The organism is Loktanella sp. DSM 29012 (assembly GCF_900110705.1).
Classification (GTDB): domain Bacteria; phylum Pseudomonadota; class Alphaproteobacteria; order Rhodobacterales; family Rhodobacteraceae; genus Loktanella; species Loktanella gaetbuli.
In genome coordinates this window covers 214,089-232,750 of the sequence record NZ_FOEJ01000001.1, presented here as the reverse complement: position 1 = coordinate 232,750, position 18,662 = coordinate 214,089, and the positions used below count along the sequence as shown (strand labels likewise).

Below are 18,662 nucleotides of genomic sequence, written 5' to 3'. Positions count from 1 at the left end.
CTCCCGTGTTTCGTTTCTTTGAACGTCTTGTCGATCCCTATGTTGCCTACACAGAAACGGATACGCCGCCGCAGCGGCTGATCCCGTTTCTGCGCGACTACGCGGGGCCATTTCGGCGGATGTTCGCGGTCACTGCCGTGCTGGCGGCAGCGGTCGCCGCCGTCGAGGTCTGGTTGATCTATTACCTGGGGCGGCTGGTCGATCTGCTGGACACGGGGCGCGCGGCATTCTGGGACAACCACGGGATCGAACTGATCGTCGTGGCCCTGTTCATTTTGGTTCTGCGCCCCATCGTGCAGGGCGCACAGGTGGCGTTGCTGAACAACACGATCCTGCCGAACTTTACCACGCTGGTCCGCTGGCGCGCACACCGGCAGGTGCTGCGCCAATCTGTCGGTTGGTTCGAAGACGATTTTGCCGGGCGCATCGCGAACCGGATCATGCAGACGCCACCCGCCGCGGGCGAGGCGATCTTTCAGGTGTTCGACGCGATTGCCTTTGCGCTGGCCTATCTGATCGGTGCTGTGATCCTGCTGGGCAACAGTGACGCACGGCTGATCCTGCCGATGATGCTGTGGCTGGTGCCCTATCTGTTGCTGTTGCAATGGACGATCCGCCGCATCGGGCCTGCGTCCAAGGCCGCGTCCGATGCGCGTTCGGTGGTCACGGGCCGTGTCGTGGACAGCTATACCAACATCCACTCGGTCAAGATGTTCGCCCATCACGACAAGGAAGTGGCCTACGCCCGCGACGCGATCGAGGGCGCGCGCACCACGTTCCAGCGTGAAATGCGGCTCTATTCCATCATGGACATCGCGCTGCTGGTGCTGAACGGCGGGCTGATCGTCGGCGTTGTCGGCTATGCGCTGTTTTTGTGGCTGAACGGGCTGGCCAGTGCCGGCGTTGTCGCGGCTGCCACCGCGTTGACCTTGCGCCTGAACGGCATGAGCGGCTGGATCATGTGGGCGGTCTCGACATTGTTCCAGAACCTCGGCGTCGTGGCCGAGGGGTTGGAAACCATCGGCCAGCGCACGCGGCTGGTCGACAGCCCCGATGCCAAACCGCTGGCGATGACCGCAGGCGCATTGCAGATCACAGGGCTGAGCCATCATTACGGCCGGGGCGGGGGCGGTCTGGACCAGATCGACCTGACGATTCCGGCGGGGAAAAAGGTCGGCCTCGTTGGCGCGTCCGGGGCCGGAAAATCGAGCCTGATCAAACTGCTCTTGCGGTTTTACGACGCAGAACAGGGTCGGATCGAGATTGACGGACAGGATATTCGCCACGTCACCCAAGACAGCCTGCGGCGTGCCATCGGAATGGTGCAGCAAGACAGCTCTCTCTTGCACCGGTCCGTGCGAGACAACATCCTGTATGGCAGGCCCGATGCGGACGAGGGCGCGATGATTGCTGCCGCCCGGCAGGCCGCTGCGCATGATTTCATCCTGACGCTCGAGGACAGCGAGGGGCGCCGTGGTTACGACGCACTGGTGGGTGAACGCGGGGTCAAATTGTCAGGCGGGCAAAGGCAACGTATCGCCCTGGCCCGCGTCATTCTCAAGGATGCACCGATCCTGGTGCTGGACGAAGCCACCAGCGCGCTAGATTCAGAGGTCGAGGCGGCGATCCAGTCCGCATTGGTCACGATGATGAATGGCAAGACGGTGATTGCCGTCGCGCACCGCCTGTCGACCATCGCACGCATGGACCGGATCATCGTCATGGAAAACGGGCGCATCGTCGAAGACGGCACGCACGACAGCCTGCTTGCGCAGCAAGGGCGCTATGCCCAGTTCTGGGCACGTCAGTCAGGCGGATTTTTAGGGGACGACGGATGAAACCCGAAACGATGATCGACGCCTTTGCCCCGGCAGAGGGACCGCCACCGAATTCACTCGCCGCATTCCTGCGCTGGGCGTTGGCAGGCAGTGGGCGTGCACTGGGTCTGGGATCGTTGCTGTCCATCGCGGCTGGCGCGCTCGAGGTGATTTCCGCGCTGATCCTTGGCCGGGTGATCGACCGGGCGCTCGCAGCGGACGCGGATGGATTTTTTGCCAGCAACGTCTGGTTGTTGGCTGCTGTCGTGGCGTTTTTCATCCTTGCGCGGCCGATTACGCTGGGGCTGTCGGCGCTGTTGAACGTCGTGGTGATGGGGCCGGGCATCTATACGCTGGTGCTGTCGCGGTTGCACCGGCACACGCTGGGACAGGCGGTCAGTTTCTTTGACAACGATTTTGCAGGTCGGATCAGTCAAAAACAGATGCAGGCGGCGCGTGCGACAACCGACACGGCTGTCGATTTCGTGCAGACGGTGGTCTATGCGCTGGCCTCGGTCGTGGGGTCCGTGCTGCTGCTGACCGGCATTGATATGTGGTCAGCCCTGTTGCTGGCCGTCTGGCTGGTTGCCTATATCGCGCTGATCCGTGGGTTCATGCCGAAAATCCGCGCCACGTCCAAGGCGAGGGCCGGCACGCGGGCGATGGTCAGCGGGCAGGTCGTCGACACGATCACAAACATCAAGACGGTCAAGCTGTTTGCCCATGCCGACCACGAGGACCGGGCCGCCATCGGTGCGATGGAAAAATTCCGCGTCGCGGGGCTCGCCTATGGGTGGGTCAACGTGTGGTTTCGCCTGTTCCTGATGGCGCTGGCGGGCACGCTGCCGGTCCTTCTCGTCGGGATCACGCTGCTGCTGTGGACCAATGGCGCCGCCACCGCCGGTGACATCGCGATTGCAGGCACCATCGGATTGCGGCTGTCGCAGATGACGGGGTGGGTCAGTTTCACTCTGATGCAGATGTACGGCAACGTGGGCGAAATCGAGGATGCGATCCAGACGCTGTCGCCACCCCATGCGCTGACCGATGTTCCTGATGCCGCTGCGTTGGCGCTGACCGACGGTGCGGTCATGCTGGACGGTGTGACGTTCACCTATGGCGGTGGGCAGGGCGGCCTGCGCGACGTGACCCTGCATGTCGGCGGGGGCGAAAAACTGGGGATCGTCGGTGCATCCGGCGCGGGGAAATCCACGCTCGTTGCCTTGTTGCTGCGGCTCTATGACCCGGAAAAGGGGCGGATTCTGATCGACGGTCAGGATTTGCGGGACGTCACACAAGAAAGCCTGCGGCGCGAGATCGGGATGGTCACGCAGGAAACGTCGATGTTCAACCGCTCTGCCCGCGATAACATCCGTTATGGCAATCCGGATGCGGACGATGCGGCGCTAAACGCTGCCGCTGACCGGGCAGAGGCATCCAGTTTCATTCCCGGTTTGCGTGATCATGCCGGACGCACCGGGTTCGACGCCTATCTGGGCGAACGCGGCGTGAAACTGTCGGGCGGCCAGCGGCAGCGCATCGCGATTGCCCGCGCGATCCTCAAGGATGCGCCGATCCTTATCTTGGACGAGGCGACCAGCGCGCTCGACTCCGAGGTCGAGGCATCGATTCAGTCCGCACTGGATCAGGTGATGGACGGCAAGACCGTCATCGCCATTGCACATCGGCTGTCCACGCTGCGCCAGATGGACCGGATCATCGTGCTGGAAGAGGGACGTATCGTCGAAGAAGGCACCCATGACAGCCTGCTGGCGCAAAATGGGCTTTACGCGCGCTACTGGAATAGGCAATCGGGGGGCTTCTTGACGCTACAGGACGCCGCTGAATGAAAATCACCGCGATGACGCATCTAGGACTGGGCCGCGCCGAGGATGGCACGCTGATCCCGCGCACCCTGCCGGGCGAGGACGTGGCCCTGCGCGACGATGGATCAGCGCAGATTGTGACACCGTCGGTCGATCGGGTCGCACCGCCCTGCCGTCATTTCAAAACCTGTGGCGGCTGTGCGTTGCAGCATGCCTCTGACGCCTATGTGGCTGGTTTCAAACAGGGGATCGTCGAACGGGCCCTGTCCGCGCATGGCCTGACACCGCCGTTTCGCACCTTGCACACCTCTCCACCGCAATCGCGCAGGCGTGCGAAATTTGCCGGTCGCCGCACGAAAAAGGGTGCGATGGTCGGGTTTCACGCACGTGCATCCGATGTGCTGGTGGCGGTGCCCGATTGCCAGCTGGTCACGCCCGCGCTGTCTGCCGCGATCCCGATGCTGGAAGCGTTGACCGTCCTGGCCGCGTCCCGCCGGGGCGAGGTCGGGCTGACCGTTACCGAGAGCCTGAACGGGCTGGATGTGCTGATCGGCACCGACCAGCCACTGACCGACCAGTTGCGCCTCGACCTTGCGGTTTTTGCGCAGAACAGCGGGTTGGCACGGCTGACGTGGAACGATGAAACCTTGGTGACGATCCAGTCCCCGGCGCAGTCCTTTGGCCCGGTAAAGGTCACGCCGCCGCCGGGGTCATTCCTGCAAGCCACAGCTGATGGCGAGGGTGCCCTGCGCGACGCGGTCCAGGAGATCCTGCAAGGCGCTGATCGCATTGTTGATCTGTTTGCCGGTTGCGGGACGTTTGCGCTGGCCCTCGCCACGCAGGCAGAGATGCTGGCCGTCGAGAGCGAGGCCGAGATGCTGGCCGCACTGGATCGGGGCTGGCGCAGTGCGCGCGGGTTGAAACGGGTCACCACGCTGACACGCGACCTGTTCCGCCGTCCGCTGGAACCCGACGAATTCAAGGGGTTTGATGCCGTTGTCATCGACCCGCCGCGTGCGGGCGCTGCCGCACAGGTGGCCACGATTGCGGCCAGCGGGATCAACCGGGTAGCGATGGTATCGTGCAACCCCGTCACCTTTGGGCGGGATGTCGCCACATTGGTCGCTGCGGGATTTGTTGTTGACTGGGTTCAGGTTGTGGACCAGTTCCGCTGGTCACCTCACGCAGAAGTGGTGGCGCAACTGACACGCGGGTGATGTTGCACCGCTTGTCCGCTAGCGCAGGTTCGCGCGCTGTCGTAGATTGCGGGTGACCGGCGCAGACCGGACCTGTGGGGACGAGCCATGAACCTGACACGACGTTTCGCCATTTTCGGGGCATTGGGCGCGTTTCTCGCTGCATGTGCCGGTAAACCAGCGCGTTTTCTGACCTACAACGGTCCCGAGGTGACACGCGTTCAGGTGTTCAAGGGCCAGCGCATTCTGCAATTGCTGCACAACAACCAGTTGTTGAAGCAATACGAAATGGAAATGGGGTTCGCCCCCGAAGGTCACAAGGTCGTCGAAGGTGACGGTCGCACGCCCGAAGGTGCCTATCGTATCAATCGCCGCAACCCCAACAGCCGGTTTCACCTGTCACTGGGCATTTCCTACCCGAATTCGCGCGATATCGCGGTGGCACGCGCCATGGGTAAATCACCGGGCGGCGATATCTTTATCCACGGCACGCCAGAAATGTATATCGGACAGCCCGACTGGACCTGGGGCTGTATCGCCGTCACCAATGCCGAGATTGAAGAAATCTATGCCATGGTGCGCGACGGCACGCCGATCTTTATCTACCCCTAGCGCGTGATTGCGGGGGTGAACCCTGCGACACTGGCGATCGGTGCCTGTGCGAACGGGTCGCTACCCATGTTCATCGTCCACCACAGCTTGCCGTTTGCCTCTTGGGACCAAGCAAGACCCATGCGCCGCGCGGCCGGGTCCAGCACGACACGGCGCGTGTCTTCTTGCTTCATCCAGGCGGCGAGGGTTTCCAGCTCTGTTTCGTAGGATTCAGCGATGTTTTCGCCCAGAATCCGACCTCGGAATCCTGCGATGCGTGCCCGGTCCAGCGGTGACGATCCGTCAGATCCGAACAACCAGGGACGGTTCTGGGCCTGCATGTCGCGGGCATGGGTGGCAGCCGCGGCGGTCAGCTGCGGGTCCAGCTCCACCGATGGTACGCCGGCAGCGCGACGCAGGGTATTCACACTGTCCAGCATGCGAAACTGGATGTCATCCTCGTCGCCAGGCTGAATGTTGTAGACCTGCGGCAGCGGCAGGCCGTCAGGGCCGATCCGGCCACGCGGTGCGCGTGCGCAGGCGGTCAGTGCGACGGTGGCCAGACCAGTCAGAACAAGGCGTCGATGCATCAGGTGATCCTTCAAATTCAGCTCTGTGTTACGCGAGCTTGCGATGCTAATCAAACACGCTTCGGCAAGGCTTTGCCCAATGCACGCAAGTTTGAATTGTCCGCTGGATACGCCCCGCCTATCCGTTGCAAAAGCAAAATAAGAAAAAGCAAAATAAGAAGTTGAGGTGGATTTGATGAAGAAACCGACCCTGATCACGCGCCGTGCCATGCTGGCAACCGGTGCCGCCGCCCTTGCGACGCCTGCATTGGCGCAAGCCAACAGCACCGAGATGGAGGCCAACATCCGCGGTGGCAGTGCCGTCACGCGTAACGTCGCCAGTTTTCGGTCGCTGGACTGGCGCCCCTACTTTGGCAGCCTGACGAATGGTGCGATCCTCGTCGACCTGCAAAGCCGGGCGCTGCATTACTGGAGCGAGGACGAAAGCATCTACAAGCTGTATCCCACGTCCGTTCCGCTGACCGACGATCTGACCCGCCGTGGCGAAACTGAGATCATCAAAAAGGTCGATGGCCCCGACTGGCGTCCGACCCCGTCGATGAAGGAACGCAACCCCGAATGGCCCGATTACATCGGTCCCGGCCCCGACAATCCGCTGGGCACCCACGCGCTGTGGCTGACATGGCAGTATTACCGCATCCACGGCACCCATGACACGCGCAAGATCGGGCGCCGGTCATCGAACGGCTGCATCGGTCTGTACAACGAACATATCGCCGAGTTGTTCAACATGACCAAACTGGGCACGCAGGTTCTGGTTCTGTAACGGATCAGACTTGCCGAAATGCAGGCGCGCGGCTGCTCAGGCCGCGCGCTTTTCTGTCTCTGGTTGCAGGCCTTTTGACAGGGCTGCCGACAGCAGGATCAGCGGTAGGGTCAGGCCAAACACCCAGCGCAACCCGATGTGTTCCGCCACGAAACCCAGCAGCGGCGGTCCCAGCAGGAATGCGACAAAGCTGAACTGCGCGAGTGCTGCGACATTGACCGATGACGGTCTGTCCGTGCGTTGCGCTGCGGCGGACATGGCCAGTGGAAACAGCGCCGACGTGCCGGCCCCGATCATGGCGAACCCTGCGAGTGCGACCCAGGCATTCGGCGCGAAAAAGACCATGACGACGCCGACAGCCATGGCGACCTGCATCCCGCGCGCGACAGGGACGGGCTGGAAGCGGTCGACGACCGGGTCGGCGAAATAGCGCAACAGCGCCTGGGAAAGCGCCACGGTCGCCACGGTCAGCCCGCCGAAATAGGGCGCTGTCTCGAAAATCGTGCGCATGTAGATCGCCGACCAGTCGATCGATCCGCCTTCCAGCACCATGGCGGACAGGCACAGCCCGACCAGCGCCATGATCGCCAGCGACGGCCTTGCGACCATGGATGACGGACCGGTCATTTCCGATCCCCGTTTCGGTGCGGCGCTGAAATCCGACAGCAGCAGCCAGATCGCGGCCCCCGACAGCGGCACGACCAGCGCCAGATGCAGTTGTGGCGACAGCCCGATCTGCGCCATCAGCGCACCGAACAGGCCGGCACCGAAAAACCCCAGCGACCAGAACGCATGGGCGCGGTTCATGATACGGTAGGGCAGGGTCGCCTCGACCCGGTCAGCCTCTAGGTTGATGATGATCTCGACGGTGCCCAGCGTCAGGCCCGCGGGCACCAGCAACAAGAACAGCGCGACCGGCCCGGTGGCATGGACGGCAATGGCGTAGAACACCGACATGGTGCACAGCGCGGCAATCATCGACCGTTTGTGACCGAACCGTTCGATCAGCGGCGGGGCCAGCGTCAGCGCAATCAGTGTGCCGACGGGCGCGCCGATCAGTCCAAGGCCCAGCGCACCTTCGCCAATGCCCATCGCGTCCTTGACCGTGGGCAGGCGGGTGAACAATTGACCCAGAATGAATGCATAGATTGCAAATCCCGCAAAGACGCGGTGCTGCGGTTTCATCCGGCCAATGATCGACATGGAACCCTCCCTGATGTCAGCGTGATCGCTGACACGGGCAGGGCAAACGCGCAAGCCCTACTGGTCGATCCAGCCCGTCAGGTTGCGGTCGATGACACCAGACAGCGCGTGGATATGCGCGGCGTCAGCGTTGAGACAGGGAATATAGGTGAAATGCTCTCCACCCGCTTCTTCAAAGCTTTCCTTGATCTCTTCGTTGATCTCTTCCAGTGTTTCGATGCAATCGGCCGAAAAGGCGGGCGCGCAGACGGCGATGTTTTTGACGCCTTCTTCTTCAGCCAGTCGGGCGACTTCCTTGACGGTGTAGGGTTTCAGCCATTCTTCGGGGCCAAAGCGCGACTGGAATGTCGTGACGATCTGCGTGTCGTCCCAGCCCAGCCGTTCCTTTAGCAGGCGCGTCGTTTTCTGGCACTGGCAGTGGTACGGATCGCCCTCGCGCAGATAGCGTTCCGGCACACCGTGATAGGAACAGATCAGCTTTTCAGGCTTCTTGTCCATCTTGGCATAGGCGGTTTCGATGGATTGGGCGAGGGCGTCGATATAGGCCGGGTCCTCGTAATAAGGTTCGACCACGCGGGCGATCGGTTGCCATTTTTCCTGCATCAACGCGCGGAAAAACTGGTCGTTTGCTGTGGCCGACGTGGCACCGGCGTAATGCGGGTACAACGGGAAAAACAGAATTTTCTGGCAACCGGCCTCGGTCATTTCGCGGACCTTGGATTTGGTCGACGGGTTGCCGTAGCGCATGCAGAAATCGACACGCACACGGTCGCCATAGCGCTTGTGCATTTCTTCCTTGATGGCGGCGGTCTGTTCCTTGGTGATCGTCAGCAACGGGCTTTCGTCCGCTTCGGTGTTCCAGATCGACCGATAGGCCGCGCCAGAGGTAAAGGGGCGTTTCGACAGGATGACCAGCTGCAACAGGGGCTGCCAGATCCAGGCGGAATAATCGACGACGCGTTTGTCAGACAAAAATTCGTTCAGGTAACGCCGCATCGACCAATAGTCGGTGCCGTCAGGTGTGCCGAGGTTCGCCAGCAGAATCCCGACGCGGGCCGGTTCAATGGCTGGGTGGTCCGCAGGGGCATGGACCGGGCATGTGGCGGGGCGCACTTCTGACTTTGCGTCGAACATCGAAAACTCCTCTGCGGCGGGATAGGGGTCAGATAAACGCTTTGCGGCTCAGGTCAATCTGTGGACGGGTCCAGCGGTGCCTCTGGCACGCCCAGCGCGTCAGCCAGCCGGGTCTTGGCAGAGCCGGGGCGCAGGGGCTGCTGCTGGTTGGCGGCAGGGCACCATCCCGTCAGCGTGACGATCTCGAAGGTGGCGGTGACGCGTCCGTCCGGCGTGCCGAAATGATCCGCATACAGCTGCGTTGCCGCATCCATGACCGTGCGGCGTGTCGGATGCCGCAGGCGTGCGTCCAGCGCGTTGCCTTCGCCCATGGCGCGCAAGTCACGCATCAGCGCCAGGGCATCTGTATAAGTCACTGTGATCGTGTCAGAATCAGCGACGGGAAGCGCGAATCCAGCACGTTGCAACAGCCCGCCCAGATCGCGGATTTCACCCATCGGCGCGATCCGTGGCGACAGCCCGCCGGTGATACGCGCCTCGGCCTGTCCCAATGCGCTGCGCAGCTCGTTCAGTGTCTGCCCCCCGAACAGGGTCGCCAGAAATAATCCGTCCGCCCGCAAGGCCCGCCGCGATTGCACCAACTGCCCCACGAGATCCTGCGCCCAGTGCAGGGACAGGTCGTGGATCACCAGGTCAAATGCCTCTTGCGGCAGATCAAGAATATCGTCGTCTGCGACAATTCGCGCGTCTGCCCGGCGCGTCTGCCACAGGTCTGGCCGCGGCGTAACGATCGCCACATCCGTAAACGACCTGTTAACCTCTTGCAGTCTTTCCTCGACATCGTCGATGGCGCGGACGCGCAGGAAATTTTCGGTGGCGCGGGCGCGATTGCGTATCAGGGCGGGGCGGTCGGTCAATGGCTGCATCCGCGTCATGTAGGGGCAAGCGATGAAGTTGCAAAGCGTGATCCGCGCCATCTATCCCGCCAGTTGCGTCGCCTGCGATCAGCCCACCGCTGCGGAAAACGGTCTGTGCGGCCCGTGTTGGCGCGATACGCGGTTCATCACCGGCACGGCCTGCGACCTGTGCGGTGCGCCCCTGATGGGTGACGACGCAGGCGGTGCGGTGCTGCATTGCGACGACTGCATGACCCTGGCGCGTCCCTGGGCGCGGGGACGCGCGGCGTTGGTCTATGACGGGATCGGTCGGCGGATGGTGCTGGGTCTGAAACACGGCGACCGCACCGATCTGGCCGTGCCTGCCGCGCGCTGGATGACGCAGGCGGCGTCCGGGCTCTTTGACGATGACGCCCTTGTCGTGCCGGTTCCCGTGCATTGGTCCCGCCTGTTGGCGCGGCGCTATAATCAGGCGAACCTGCTGTCGACGCTGGTGGCCCGCCGGTTGGGCTTGGAACATCTGCCTGATGCGCTGGTGCGCCCACGTCCCGCACCCAAGATGGTGCAGACAGGCCGCAGCGCCCGCTTTGCCGCCCTCGACCGCGCCATCCAGCCCCATCCGCGCCGTGGGGTGGCGATGGCAGGTCGCTGCGTGCTGATCGTGGATGACGTGATGACCACGGGTGCCACGCTTGCAGCTGCGGCTGACGCGGCATTGCGCGTTGGCGCACAGCAGGTGCATGTCCTCACACTGGCAAGGGCGGTCAAAGATGACTAGATATGATCAAACGCACTGAACCCGAGGGATCGTCATGTCATCCGTTGAAATCTACACCACACCGACCTGTGGTTTTTGCCACGCCGCCAAACGCTTGCTGACCTCCAAGGGTGTGGCGTTTCAGGAAATCTCGCTTGCACAGCAGCCCGAAAAACGGGCCGAGATGATGCAGCGCGCCAATGGTGGCCGCACTGTGCCGCAGATTTTCGTGGGTGAGGTGCACGTGGGCGGTTGCGATGATCTATATGCGCTGGAACAGGCGGGTAAGCTGGACGCCCTCTTGGCCGCATGAAGGCGGCGCTGGTCCAGCTGACCAGTGGCGACGACCCGGATGTCAATCTGGGCGCAACACAGGCCTATGTGGCGCAGGCTGCCGCGGCCGGTGCCACCCTGATCTGCACGCCAGAGGTGACGAACTGCGTCAGTCAGGACCGGGCGCACCAGCAGCTTGTTCTGCACCGGCAGGACGATGATCCCACGTTGACAGCCCTGCGCGCGCAGGCGGCGGATCTGGGAATTTGGCTGTCCATCGGGTCGCTGGCGCTGAAAACGGATGACGTGGACGGACGGTTCGCCAACCGCAGTTTCCTGATCGATCCAAACGGCGCGATAGCGGCCTACTACGACAAGATCCACATGTTCGACGTGACCGTCAGCGACACGGAAAGCTATCGTGAATCCGCGGGCTACCGTCCGGGGGCGCAGGCCGTGACGGTGCGCGCGGATACGGCCACGCTGGGCCTGTCGATCTGCTATGATCTCCGGTTTGCGTATCTGTATCGGGCATTGGCGCAGGCGGGTGCCGATATCCTGCTTGTGCCGTCTGCGTTTTCTCCGGTCACGGGGGCGGCCCATTGGGAAACGCTGCTGCGTGCGCGTGCCATTGAAACAGGGTGTTTCGTCCTTGCTGCCGCCCAGACCGGCACGCATCCCGCACAGGCGGGGCGGCCGCGTCAGACCTGGGGGCACGCGCTGGCCGTGGCCCCCTGGGGAGAGGTGCTGGCCGACGCTGGCACCACGCCCGGCGTGACGGTTGTGAACCTTGACCTGACGCAGGTAGAACAGGCCCGGCGGCGTATTCCGGCGTTGTCGCATGACAGACCATTCGCGGGGCCACATTGACCGATACCAATCAGCACCTTGCCGTCAGCCTGTTCAGCGAACTGCTGGCCGTGGATCAATTGGTGCGCCATGCCCTGACGCGTGTGCTGCCCAAGGGGATGGAACTGTCGCACTTCAGCGTGCTGAACCATCTGGCCCACAGCAACGCGGAACGCTCGCCCACGCAGCTGGCGCAGACCTTTCACCTGACGCGCGGTGCGATGACCAACACGCTGACCAAGCTGGAGTGGGCAGGCTATATCCATATCCGCCCCGATTGGGATGACGCCCGCAAGAAGATGGTGTCGATCAGTCCGGCGGGTCGCGCCGCCCGGGACGCGGCCATCGCGGCGATCACACCGCTGGTTGCAGATGTCGCCGGCAAGGTGGGCGAGGACAAGGTCCGCGCCGCCCTGCCGCTGTTGCGCGAACTGCGGGTCAAATTGTCAGATCAGACCTGACGTCCCTCGAAGCATCCTAGCCGGCGGGCCTGACCGCGGCGGTGACATAGTTCACCGACAGATCCTTGGGCGACATCGACCAAGTGAAACTCAGCGGGTTGAACACGTAACCCGTGCGGTCGACGGGTTCCATTCCGGCCTTGGTCATCATGGCGAACAACTCGTCCGGGGTGATGAATTTCGACCATTCATGCGTCCCCTTGGGGAGCCAGCGCATCACCCATTCGGCCCCGACGATGGCCATGGCGAATGATTTGGCGTTGCGGTTGATGGTCGAACACAGGTGGATCGCGCCGGGTTTCAGCAGATCGTGGCAAGCGTCCAGATAGCCTTGGGGATCGGCCACATGTTCGACCACTTCCATGTTCAGGACGACATCGAACTGTTCGCCTGCTGCGGCCAGCGCCTCGGCGGTGCCCACACGGTAATCGATGTCCAGCCCGGATTGTTCGGCATGAACCCGTGCGACGGGAATGTTTCGGGGGGCCGCATCAACGCCCACGATATCGGCACCTAGCCGCGCCATCGGTTCGCACAACAGACCGCCACCGCAACCGATGTCGAGTATGCGCAGCCCGGCAAAAGGCCGGTCGGCCGACAGGTCGCGGTTGTAATGGGCGGCCACCTGCATCGTGATATAGTCCAGCCGGACGGGGTTCATCATGTGCAGCGGTTTGAACTTGCCAGTCTCGTCCCACCATTCGGCGGCCATCGCCTCGAACTTGGCGATTTCGCCGTCATCAATCGTATTGGTATTCATCGCGTCCTCAAGTGGGTTGGGCGTGGATTTAGATTGTAGCGCACTATATGCCACTGTCATGGACAGAAGCCTGAAACAAAAGAGCGCATCAGCCTATCTCTACCCGCCGATTGATCCGTTTGATCAGCGGACTCTGGACGTTGGTGATGGGCATACGGTCTACGTTGAACAATGCGGAAACCCTGCGGGCATTCCCGTGGTCGTCCTGCATGGTGGTCCGGGCGGTGGATGCAGCCCCGCGATGCGCCGCTATTTCAATCCCGAACACTACCGGGTCATTCTGTTCGATCAGCGCGGTTGCGGACGATCAAGGCCCCACGCCGCGGTCAGCAACAACACGACCTGGCATCTGGTCCGCGATATCGAACTGATTCGCGAAACTTTGAAAATTGACCGGTGGATCGTGTTTGGTGGCAGCTGGGGTGCGACACTGTCGCTGATCTATGCCCAAACGCATCCCGACCGTGCAGCGGCCCTTGCGATCCGGGGCGTGTTCCTGATGACGCAGCCGGAACTGGATTGGTTCTATGGCGGTGGTGCGGGCCGGTTCTGGCCCGATCTGTGGGACCGCTTTACCAAGCTGATCCCCGAGGACGAACACGGCGACCTGATTGCGGCCTATCACAAGCGCCTGTTTTCCGGCGACATGATGCAGGAAATCAAATACGCCCGCGCCTGGGCTGCCTGGGAAAACGCGCTGGCAGCGATAGACAGCGATGGTGTGACCGGCGAATCCCCCGCCGATTATGCCCGCGCGTTTTCGCGGCTGGAAAACCACTATTTTCAGAATCAGGGCTGGCTGGACGACGACACGGCGATCCTGAACCGCATGGACCGTCTGGCGCAAATCCCCGGTGTCATCGTCCAGGGGCGCTATGACATGATTTGTCCGCCGATTTCGGGCTACAGGCTGTCGCAGGCCTGGCCGATGTCGACGCTGAAGCTGGTCGGGCGCGCGGGTCACGCGCTGTCGGAGCCGGGGATCAGCGCAGAATTGGTGCGGGCGATGGACCGCTTTGCCGCCCAGCGCGCGGCCCTGGGCCTATAGGGTTTGACAGGACGGCCGTTGCGGCCGAACCTGCAAGACAGTCACAGCACAGGCAGGCCATGTCAGACCGACGCGCACCGACTATCCCCAACCGCCGTCGCCTGTTGCAGGGCGCGGTGGCTGCCGGTGTGCTGGGGCTGACAGGGCTGCCTTTGCGGGCGCAGTCGCGTGGTGGCACGCTGGTCGCGGGTCTGGGCGGGGCGCATCCGTCCGACAGCTGGGATGCGCGCGGTCACAGCGATCTGTTCATGATTGCGGCGGGTCAGGGTGCAGTGTTCGATTGCCTGACGGAAATCGCCGCGGATGGCAGCCTCAAGGGTGAATTGGCCGAAAGCTGGGACAGCACGGATGGCCAGACCTGGGTTTTCAATCTGCGGCGTGGCGTGCGTTTTCACAACGGTGCGGATTTCGGCCCAGCGGATGTGATCGCCTCGTTGAACCTGCACCGCGACGACGACCGCGCCTATGGTGCGGGCGCAATCGTGCGTTTGATCGACGATCTGCGGGCGTCCGGCCCGTATCAGGTCACGTTGAAACTGACTGCGCCGAATGCGGATTTTCCCTACTTGCTGTCGGATCACCACCTGTTGATCTACCCGGCAGGCCAGATGAACGCAGCGATGCGCGACGGAATCGGCACAGGTCTGTACCGCGTGACGGCGTTTCGGCCGGGTCGGCGCATGACGGCGGTGCGCGTAGACGATCATTACAAGGGCGAGACTGCGGGCTGGTTCGACCGGATTGACTATGTCGCGATGAATGATCCCGCAGTCCGGCTCTCGGCGTTGCTCGCGGGGCGTGTGGATGCGATCAACCGGGTCGCCCCGGCGGATGCGGCGTCAATCGCGGCACATCCGCGACTGTCGCTACAACAGGTGTCGGGCAACCAGCACGATGCGTTTCACGTGCCGCAGCGCCCGGCAGCACATCATCTGCGGGCCGCCTTGCGTCATGGGATAGACCGGCAGGCCTGGGTCGACGACCTCTTGGCGGGATATGGTCAGGTAGCCGCGGACAGTCCGATTGGCCCGGCAAACCCTCATTTTCAGGCTGGCCACACCCTGGCCTGCGATCCTGACCGGGCAGGCTACCATCTGGCGCAGGCTGGTTTCGGTGCAGCGCGGATCACGGGGTCATGGGGCGCAACCGGCCCCCGGATCAGCTTGCGTGATGCGTCGGGCCGCGAGGTTCTGACCTGTGCGGGGATCGGATCCGCCGGGCGGGCAACCGCCGACTGGATGTTGCTGGCGGCCTATGGCCAGGCAACCGACGGGATCGAGGCGTCCGACCGGTTCCGGGACTTGCTGCGGCAGGGGCGGTCCACGATGGACGCCGACCTGCGCGATGCAGTCTATGCCGAGGCGCAGATGCTGCTGCGTGATCAGGGCCGCGCGATCATTCCGGCCTTTGCCACGACGCTTCAGGCCGCATCGACGCGGATCGGCACGCCAGCGCAACTGGGGCACCAGCGACCGATGGACGATGCGCGCATGGCCGAACGCTGGTGGATGGCCTGACATCCAGCCACGGGGGCGCTGATCGGCATCACTTGCAGTTTGTCTGAGGTTGCTCTATGTGATGCTCAACAGCGGCGTGCTGGCCTCCACCCCCAGCGCCCAACCGGAATTTCGAACGGGCCGCGCGCCCGTTTTTTTGTGCTTGGAGGAATCCATGAACGACCTCATCGCCAAGGCGGCCATCGACCGTCGCATCGCAGAGATCATTACCCCCGTGGTCGAGGACCTGGGCTATGAAATCGTGCGAATCCGTCTGATGTCCGGCAAGGAAACGACGCTCCAGATCATGGCGCAGAAACCTGACGGCACCATCGAAGTCGACGACTGCGGCAAGATCAGCACCGCCGTGAGCGCCGTCATGGATGTCGAGGACCCGATCCTGGACGCCTATACGCTGGAGGTCAGCAGCCCCGGTATCGACCGCCCCCTGACCCGTCTCAAGGATTTCGAACAGTGGCAGGGGTTCGAGGCCAAGATCGAAACGGACGAGCTGATCGACGGTCGCCGTCGGTTCAAAGGCGAATTGGCCGGCGTAGAGGGCGACGAAGTGCTGATCGAAATCGAAGAAGGCACCATCGGCCTGAAATTCGAATGGCTGTCGGATGCGAAACTGGTCCTGACCGACGACCTGATCCGCGAGGCTCTCAAGGGTCGCAAGGACGGCGGCCTGATCGACGAGACCCAATTCGACGAAGTCCAGACCATTATTGACAGCGACGACAACGTCGCCCCCGACAAGAGATCGAAAAAGCGACCGAGTTCGCGCAAGGAGATGAACTGATGGCCATTACATCCGCCAACCAGCTGGAGCTTTTGCAGACCGCAGAGGCCGTGGCACGCGAAAAAAACATCGACCCCGGTCTGGTGGTCGAGGCGATGGAAGAGTCGCTCGCGCGTGCGGCAAAGTCGCGTTATGGCGCTGAAATGGACATCCGCGTCAGCATCGACCGCAAGACCGGTCGTGCGACGTTCACCCGTGTGCGCACGGTGGTGGACGAGGAAGAATACGAAAACTATCAGTCGCAATTCACCGTCGAGACCGCAAAGGGTTACATCGAGGACCCAAAGGTCGGCGACACGTTGGTCGAACAGGTTCCCCCGGTCGAACTGGGCCGCATCGCGGCACAATCCGCCAAGCAGGTGATCCTGCAAAAGGTGCGTGAAGCCGAGCGTGACAAGCAGTACGAAGAATTCAAGGACCGCGCCGGCACGATCATCAACGCGATGGTCAAGCGTGAGGAATACGGCAACGTCATCGTTGACGTAGGCTCTGGCGAGGCGATTCTGCGCCGCAACGAAAAGATCGGCCGCGAGGCATACCGCCCCAACGACCGCATCCGCTGCTACATCAAGGACGTGCGCCGCGAACAGCGCGGCCCGCAGATCTTCCTGTCGCGGACCGCACCGGAATTCATGGCCGAACTGTTCAAGATGGAAGTGCCGGAAATCTACGAAGGCATCATCGAGATCAAGGCCGTTGCCCGTGATCCCGGTTCGCGCGCCAAGATTGCCGTCATTTCATATGACAGCGGCATCGACCCCGTGGGTGCCTGCGTGGGTATGCGCGGCAGCCGCGTCCAGGCCGTCGTGAACGAACTTCAGGGTGAGAAAATCGACATCATCCCCTGGAACGAGGACATGCCGACGTTCCTGGTGAATGCATTGCAGCCCGCCGAGGTCAGCAAGGTCGTTCTGGACGAAGAAGCTGGCAAGATCGAAGTGGTCGTGCCCGATGAACAGCTGAGCCTGGCCATCGGTCGTCGCGGTCAGAACGTGCGTCTGGCGTCGATGCTGACCGGTCTCGACATCGACATCCTGACCGAAGAAGAAGAATCCAAGCGCCGTCAGGCCGAGTTCGAAGTCCGCACCAAACTGTTCATGGACACGCTGGATCTGGACGAATTCTTTGCGCAGTTGCTGGTGTCCGAAGGATTCACCAACCTCGAAGAAGTCGCCTATGTCGACGCAGAGGAACTGCTGGTCATCGAAGGCGTGGACGACGACACGGCCGGCGAGTTGCAGGCACGCGCCCGCGACTATCTGGAGGCGCAGAACGCCAAGGCGCTGGATCGCGCTCGCGAACTGGGTGCAGAGGACAGCCTGATCGAATTCGAGGGGCTGACACCGCAAATGGTCGAGGCGCTGGCCGAGGATGACGTGAAAACGCTCGAAGATTTCGCAACCTGTGCCGACTGGGAACTGGCCGGTGGCTGGACCATCGTCAACGGTGAGCGTCACAAGGACGAAGGCACGCTGGAAAAATTCGACATCAGCCTGGAAGAAGCGCAGAACATGATCATGACGGCCCGCGTGATGCTGGGTTGGGTCGATCCCGATGACCTTGTATCTGACACGGACGATGCCGATATGGACCAGGAGGCAGAGGCCTGAGGCCTCTGACATCGCGATGGCGCGCGGCGGATTGAAAAAGAACCGGGATGATGGCCCCGAACGGCGGTGCATCGTCACCGGCGAGACGGCCCCGAAATCGGGTCTGGTTCGGTTCGTCGTGGGGCCAGAAAATCTTGTTGTGCCCGATGTACTGGAAAAACTGCCCGGACGTGGCATGTATGTGTCATCCACCCGTGACGCGTTGGATGCCGCGAAAAAGGGCCAGTTCAGCCGATCCGCGAAACAGGCGGTGACGGTGCCTGACGATCTGGCGGACGAGGTTGAACGCCAGATGACGCGGCGTGTGATTGACCTGATTGCGATGGCCCGCAAGGCGGGTCTGGCGATCTGTGGCTTTGAAAAGGTCAAGGGCTGGCTGGCGGGTGGCGCGCGTGTCCGCGTGTTGTTGCAGGCTGCCGATGGGTCTGACCGCGGCAAGGCGAAACTCTGGACCCCGGAAGGGGCCCGCTATTTTAACTGCCTGACGGGTGCCGAACTGGGTTTGGCATTCGGACGGCAAAGTGTGATACATGGTGCGCTCGCGACTGGCGGAATTAGCGACCGTGTTGTAATGGAGGCCGCAAGACTGCGCGGCCTGCGCGAGATTGACGACAGCGATCCGGCTGTCGGGAAGGATATATAGCTAG

At 62.5% G+C, this 18,662-nt stretch carries 19 protein-coding genes; 14 read left to right on the top strand and 5 right to left on the bottom strand.

What is annotated here, in order from left to right; all coding sequences use genetic code 11:
- Positions 1 to 5: 5 nt before the first annotated feature.
- From BMX27_RS01150 to BMX27_RS01135, 4 genes are all read left to right on the top strand, one after another.
- The gene (locus BMX27_RS01150) at positions 6 to 1,838 is read left to right on the top strand and encodes an ABC transporter ATP-binding protein (RefSeq protein WP_090158089.1); all 1,833 of its coding nucleotides are present in this window, start codon (positions 6 to 8) and stop codon (positions 1,836 to 1,838) included.
- Entirely contained in the window at positions 1,835 to 3,667 is a 1,833-nt protein-coding gene (locus BMX27_RS01145; RefSeq protein ID WP_090158088.1) for an ABC transporter ATP-binding protein, read from the top strand. Before BMX27_RS01150 ends, BMX27_RS01145 begins: the two co-directional genes overlap by 4 nt.
- Positions 3,664 to 4,860, top strand: a complete 1,197-nt coding sequence (locus BMX27_RS01140) for a class I SAM-dependent RNA methyltransferase (RefSeq protein WP_090158087.1) — start codon at positions 3,664 to 3,666, stop codon at positions 4,858 to 4,860. Before BMX27_RS01145 ends, BMX27_RS01140 begins: the two co-directional genes overlap by 4 nt.
- An 87-nt stretch (positions 4,861 to 4,947) precedes the next feature.
- Positions 4,948 to 5,451 carry a L,D-transpeptidase family protein gene (locus BMX27_RS01135; RefSeq protein WP_090158086.1) on the top strand — a complete coding sequence of 168 codons (504 nt, stop codon included), beginning with the start codon at positions 4,948 to 4,950 and terminating at the stop codon, positions 5,449 to 5,451.
- Here BMX27_RS01135 and BMX27_RS01130 read toward each other — a convergent pair.
- Entirely contained in the window at positions 5,448 to 6,020 is a 573-nt protein-coding gene (locus BMX27_RS01130; RefSeq protein WP_090158085.1) for a divisome-associated lipoprotein DalA, read from the bottom strand. The two genes, BMX27_RS01135 and BMX27_RS01130, sit on opposite strands and share 4 nt — an antisense overlap.
- Positions 6,021 to 6,195: 175 nt before the next feature.
- Between BMX27_RS01130 and BMX27_RS01125 the strand changes: the two genes are divergently transcribed.
- The gene (locus tag BMX27_RS01125; RefSeq protein WP_090158700.1) at positions 6,196 to 6,786 is read left to right on the top strand and encodes a L,D-transpeptidase; all 591 of its coding nucleotides are present in this window, start codon (positions 6,196 to 6,198) and stop codon (positions 6,784 to 6,786) included.
- A gap of 36 nt (positions 6,787 to 6,822) precedes the next feature.
- On the opposite strand, the gene BMX27_RS01120 is transcribed toward BMX27_RS01125, so the two are convergent.
- The 3 genes from BMX27_RS01120 to BMX27_RS01110 are packed head-to-tail and all read right to left on the bottom strand — an operon-like array spanning position 6,823 to position 9,998.
- Entirely contained in the window at positions 6,823 to 7,989 is a 1,167-nt protein-coding gene (locus BMX27_RS01120; RefSeq protein WP_090158084.1) for an MFS transporter, read from the bottom strand.
- A gap of 57 nt (positions 7,990 to 8,046) precedes the next feature.
- Positions 8,047 to 9,123: a ferrochelatase gene (gene hemH, locus BMX27_RS01115; RefSeq protein WP_090158083.1), complete on the bottom strand. Its 1,077-nt coding sequence runs from the start codon at positions 9,121 to 9,123 to the stop codon at positions 8,047 to 8,049.
- Positions 9,124 to 9,176: 53 nt separating this feature from the next.
- The gene (locus tag BMX27_RS01110; protein WP_090158699.1) at positions 9,177 to 9,998 is read right to left on the bottom strand and encodes a methyltransferase domain-containing protein; all 822 of its coding nucleotides are present in this window, start codon (positions 9,996 to 9,998) and stop codon (positions 9,177 to 9,179) included.
- 13 nt (positions 9,999 to 10,011) lie between these two features.
- Between BMX27_RS01110 and BMX27_RS01105 the strand changes: the two genes are divergently transcribed.
- Genes BMX27_RS01105 through BMX27_RS01090 form a run of 4 tightly spaced genes read left to right on the top strand, consistent with a single transcriptional unit; the run spans position 10,012 to position 12,299 of the window.
- Positions 10,012 to 10,737, top strand: a complete 726-nt coding sequence (locus BMX27_RS01105) for a double zinc ribbon domain-containing protein (RefSeq protein WP_090158082.1) — start codon at positions 10,012 to 10,014, stop codon at positions 10,735 to 10,737.
- 34 nt (positions 10,738 to 10,771) lie between these two features.
- Entirely contained in the window at positions 10,772 to 11,029 is a 258-nt protein-coding gene (gene grxC / locus BMX27_RS01100) for a glutaredoxin 3 (protein WP_090158081.1), read from the top strand.
- A complete protein-coding gene (locus tag BMX27_RS01095) occupies positions 11,026 to 11,859 on the top strand; it encodes a carbon-nitrogen hydrolase family protein (protein WP_090158080.1) in 834 nt (277 codons plus the stop codon). Before grxC ends, BMX27_RS01095 begins: the two co-directional genes overlap by 4 nt.
- The gene (locus BMX27_RS01090; RefSeq protein WP_177172618.1) at positions 11,856 to 12,299 is read left to right on the top strand and encodes a MarR family winged helix-turn-helix transcriptional regulator; all 444 of its coding nucleotides are present in this window, start codon (positions 11,856 to 11,858) and stop codon (positions 12,297 to 12,299) included. Before BMX27_RS01095 ends, BMX27_RS01090 begins: the two co-directional genes overlap by 4 nt.
- A 16-nt stretch (positions 12,300 to 12,315) precedes the next feature.
- On the opposite strand, the gene ubiG is transcribed toward BMX27_RS01090, so the two are convergent.
- Positions 12,316 to 13,059, bottom strand: a complete 744-nt coding sequence (gene ubiG / locus BMX27_RS01085; RefSeq protein ID WP_090158079.1) for a bifunctional 2-polyprenyl-6-hydroxyphenol methylase/3-demethylubiquinol 3-O-methyltransferase UbiG — start codon at positions 13,057 to 13,059, stop codon at positions 12,316 to 12,318.
- Positions 13,060 to 13,117: 58 nt separating this feature from the next.
- Here ubiG and pip point away from each other — a divergent pair, with 58 nt between their 5' ends.
- The 5 genes from pip to BMX27_RS01060 all read left to right on the top strand — a co-directional run bounded on the left by pip (position 13,118) and on the right by BMX27_RS01060 (position 18,658).
- Positions 13,118 to 14,107, top strand: coding sequence for a prolyl aminopeptidase (gene pip / locus BMX27_RS01080; RefSeq protein WP_090158078.1), 990 nt, complete (start codon positions 13,118 to 13,120; stop codon positions 14,105 to 14,107).
- Positions 14,108 to 14,166: 59 nt separating this feature from the next.
- Positions 14,167 to 15,624, top strand: a complete 1,458-nt coding sequence (locus tag BMX27_RS01075) for an ABC transporter substrate-binding protein (RefSeq protein WP_090158077.1) — start codon at positions 14,167 to 14,169, stop codon at positions 15,622 to 15,624.
- Positions 15,625 to 15,778: 154 nt separating this feature from the next.
- Positions 15,779 to 16,405 (top strand): ribosome maturation factor RimP, encoded by a 627-nt coding sequence (gene rimP / locus BMX27_RS01070; RefSeq protein WP_056030666.1) that lies wholly within the window; start codon positions 15,779 to 15,781, stop codon positions 16,403 to 16,405.
- On the top strand, positions 16,405 to 18,015 hold the full coding sequence (gene nusA / locus BMX27_RS01065; protein ID WP_090158076.1) for a transcription termination factor NusA: 1,611 nt from the start codon (positions 16,405 to 16,407) through the stop codon (positions 18,013 to 18,015). The genes rimP and nusA overlap by 1 nt, the downstream gene beginning before the upstream one ends.
- Positions 18,016 to 18,031: 16 nt before the next feature.
- Entirely contained in the window at positions 18,032 to 18,658 is a 627-nt protein-coding gene (locus BMX27_RS01060) for an RNA-binding protein (RefSeq protein ID WP_090158075.1), read from the top strand.
- The last annotated feature ends 4 nt before the right edge of the window (positions 18,659 to 18,662 follow it).

Excerpts from the sequence above, each read along its gene's own strand:
- nusA (WP_090158076.1), top strand. The coding sequence starts at position 16,405 with ATGGCCATTACATCCGCCAACCAGCTGGAGCTTTTGCAGACCGCAGAG.
- BMX27_RS01135 (WP_090158086.1), top strand. The coding sequence starts at position 4,948 with ATGAACCTGACACGACGTTTCGCCATTTTCGGGGCATTGGGCGCGTTT.
- BMX27_RS01105 (WP_090158082.1), top strand. The coding sequence starts at position 10,012 with ATGAAGTTGCAAAGCGTGATCCGCGCCATCTATCCCGCCAGTTGCGTC.
- BMX27_RS01130 (WP_090158085.1), bottom strand. The coding sequence starts at position 6,020 with ATGCATCGACGCCTTGTTCTGACTGGTCTGGCCACCGTCGCACTGACC.
- grxC (WP_090158081.1), top strand. The coding sequence starts at position 10,772 with ATGTCATCCGTTGAAATCTACACCACACCGACCTGTGGTTTTTGCCAC.
- BMX27_RS01110 (WP_090158699.1), bottom strand. The coding sequence starts at position 9,998 with ATGACGCGGATGCAGCCATTGACCGACCGCCCCGCCCTGATACGCAAT.
- hemH (WP_090158083.1), bottom strand. The coding sequence starts at position 9,123 with ATGTTCGACGCAAAGTCAGAAGTGCGCCCCGCCACATGCCCGGTCCAT.
- BMX27_RS01125 (WP_090158700.1), top strand. The coding sequence starts at position 6,196 with ATGAAGAAACCGACCCTGATCACGCGCCGTGCCATGCTGGCAACCGGT.
- pip (WP_090158078.1), top strand. The coding sequence starts at position 13,118 with ATGGACAGAAGCCTGAAACAAAAGAGCGCATCAGCCTATCTCTACCCG.
- BMX27_RS01095 (WP_090158080.1), top strand. The coding sequence starts at position 11,026 with ATGAAGGCGGCGCTGGTCCAGCTGACCAGTGGCGACGACCCGGATGTC.
- ubiG (WP_090158079.1), bottom strand. The coding sequence starts at position 13,059 with ATGAATACCAATACGATTGATGACGGCGAAATCGCCAAGTTCGAGGCG.
- BMX27_RS01145 (WP_090158088.1), top strand. The coding sequence starts at position 1,835 with ATGAAACCCGAAACGATGATCGACGCCTTTGCCCCGGCAGAGGGACCG.
- rimP (WP_056030666.1), top strand. The coding sequence starts at position 15,779 with ATGAACGACCTCATCGCCAAGGCGGCCATCGACCGTCGCATCGCAGAG.
- BMX27_RS01140 (WP_090158087.1), top strand. The coding sequence starts at position 3,664 with ATGAAAATCACCGCGATGACGCATCTAGGACTGGGCCGCGCCGAGGAT.
- BMX27_RS01060 (WP_090158075.1), top strand. The coding sequence starts at position 18,032 with ATGGCGCGCGGCGGATTGAAAAAGAACCGGGATGATGGCCCCGAACGG.
- BMX27_RS01075 (WP_090158077.1), top strand. The coding sequence starts at position 14,167 with ATGTCAGACCGACGCGCACCGACTATCCCCAACCGCCGTCGCCTGTTG.
- BMX27_RS01120 (WP_090158084.1), bottom strand. The coding sequence starts at position 7,989 with ATGTCGATCATTGGCCGGATGAAACCGCAGCACCGCGTCTTTGCGGGA.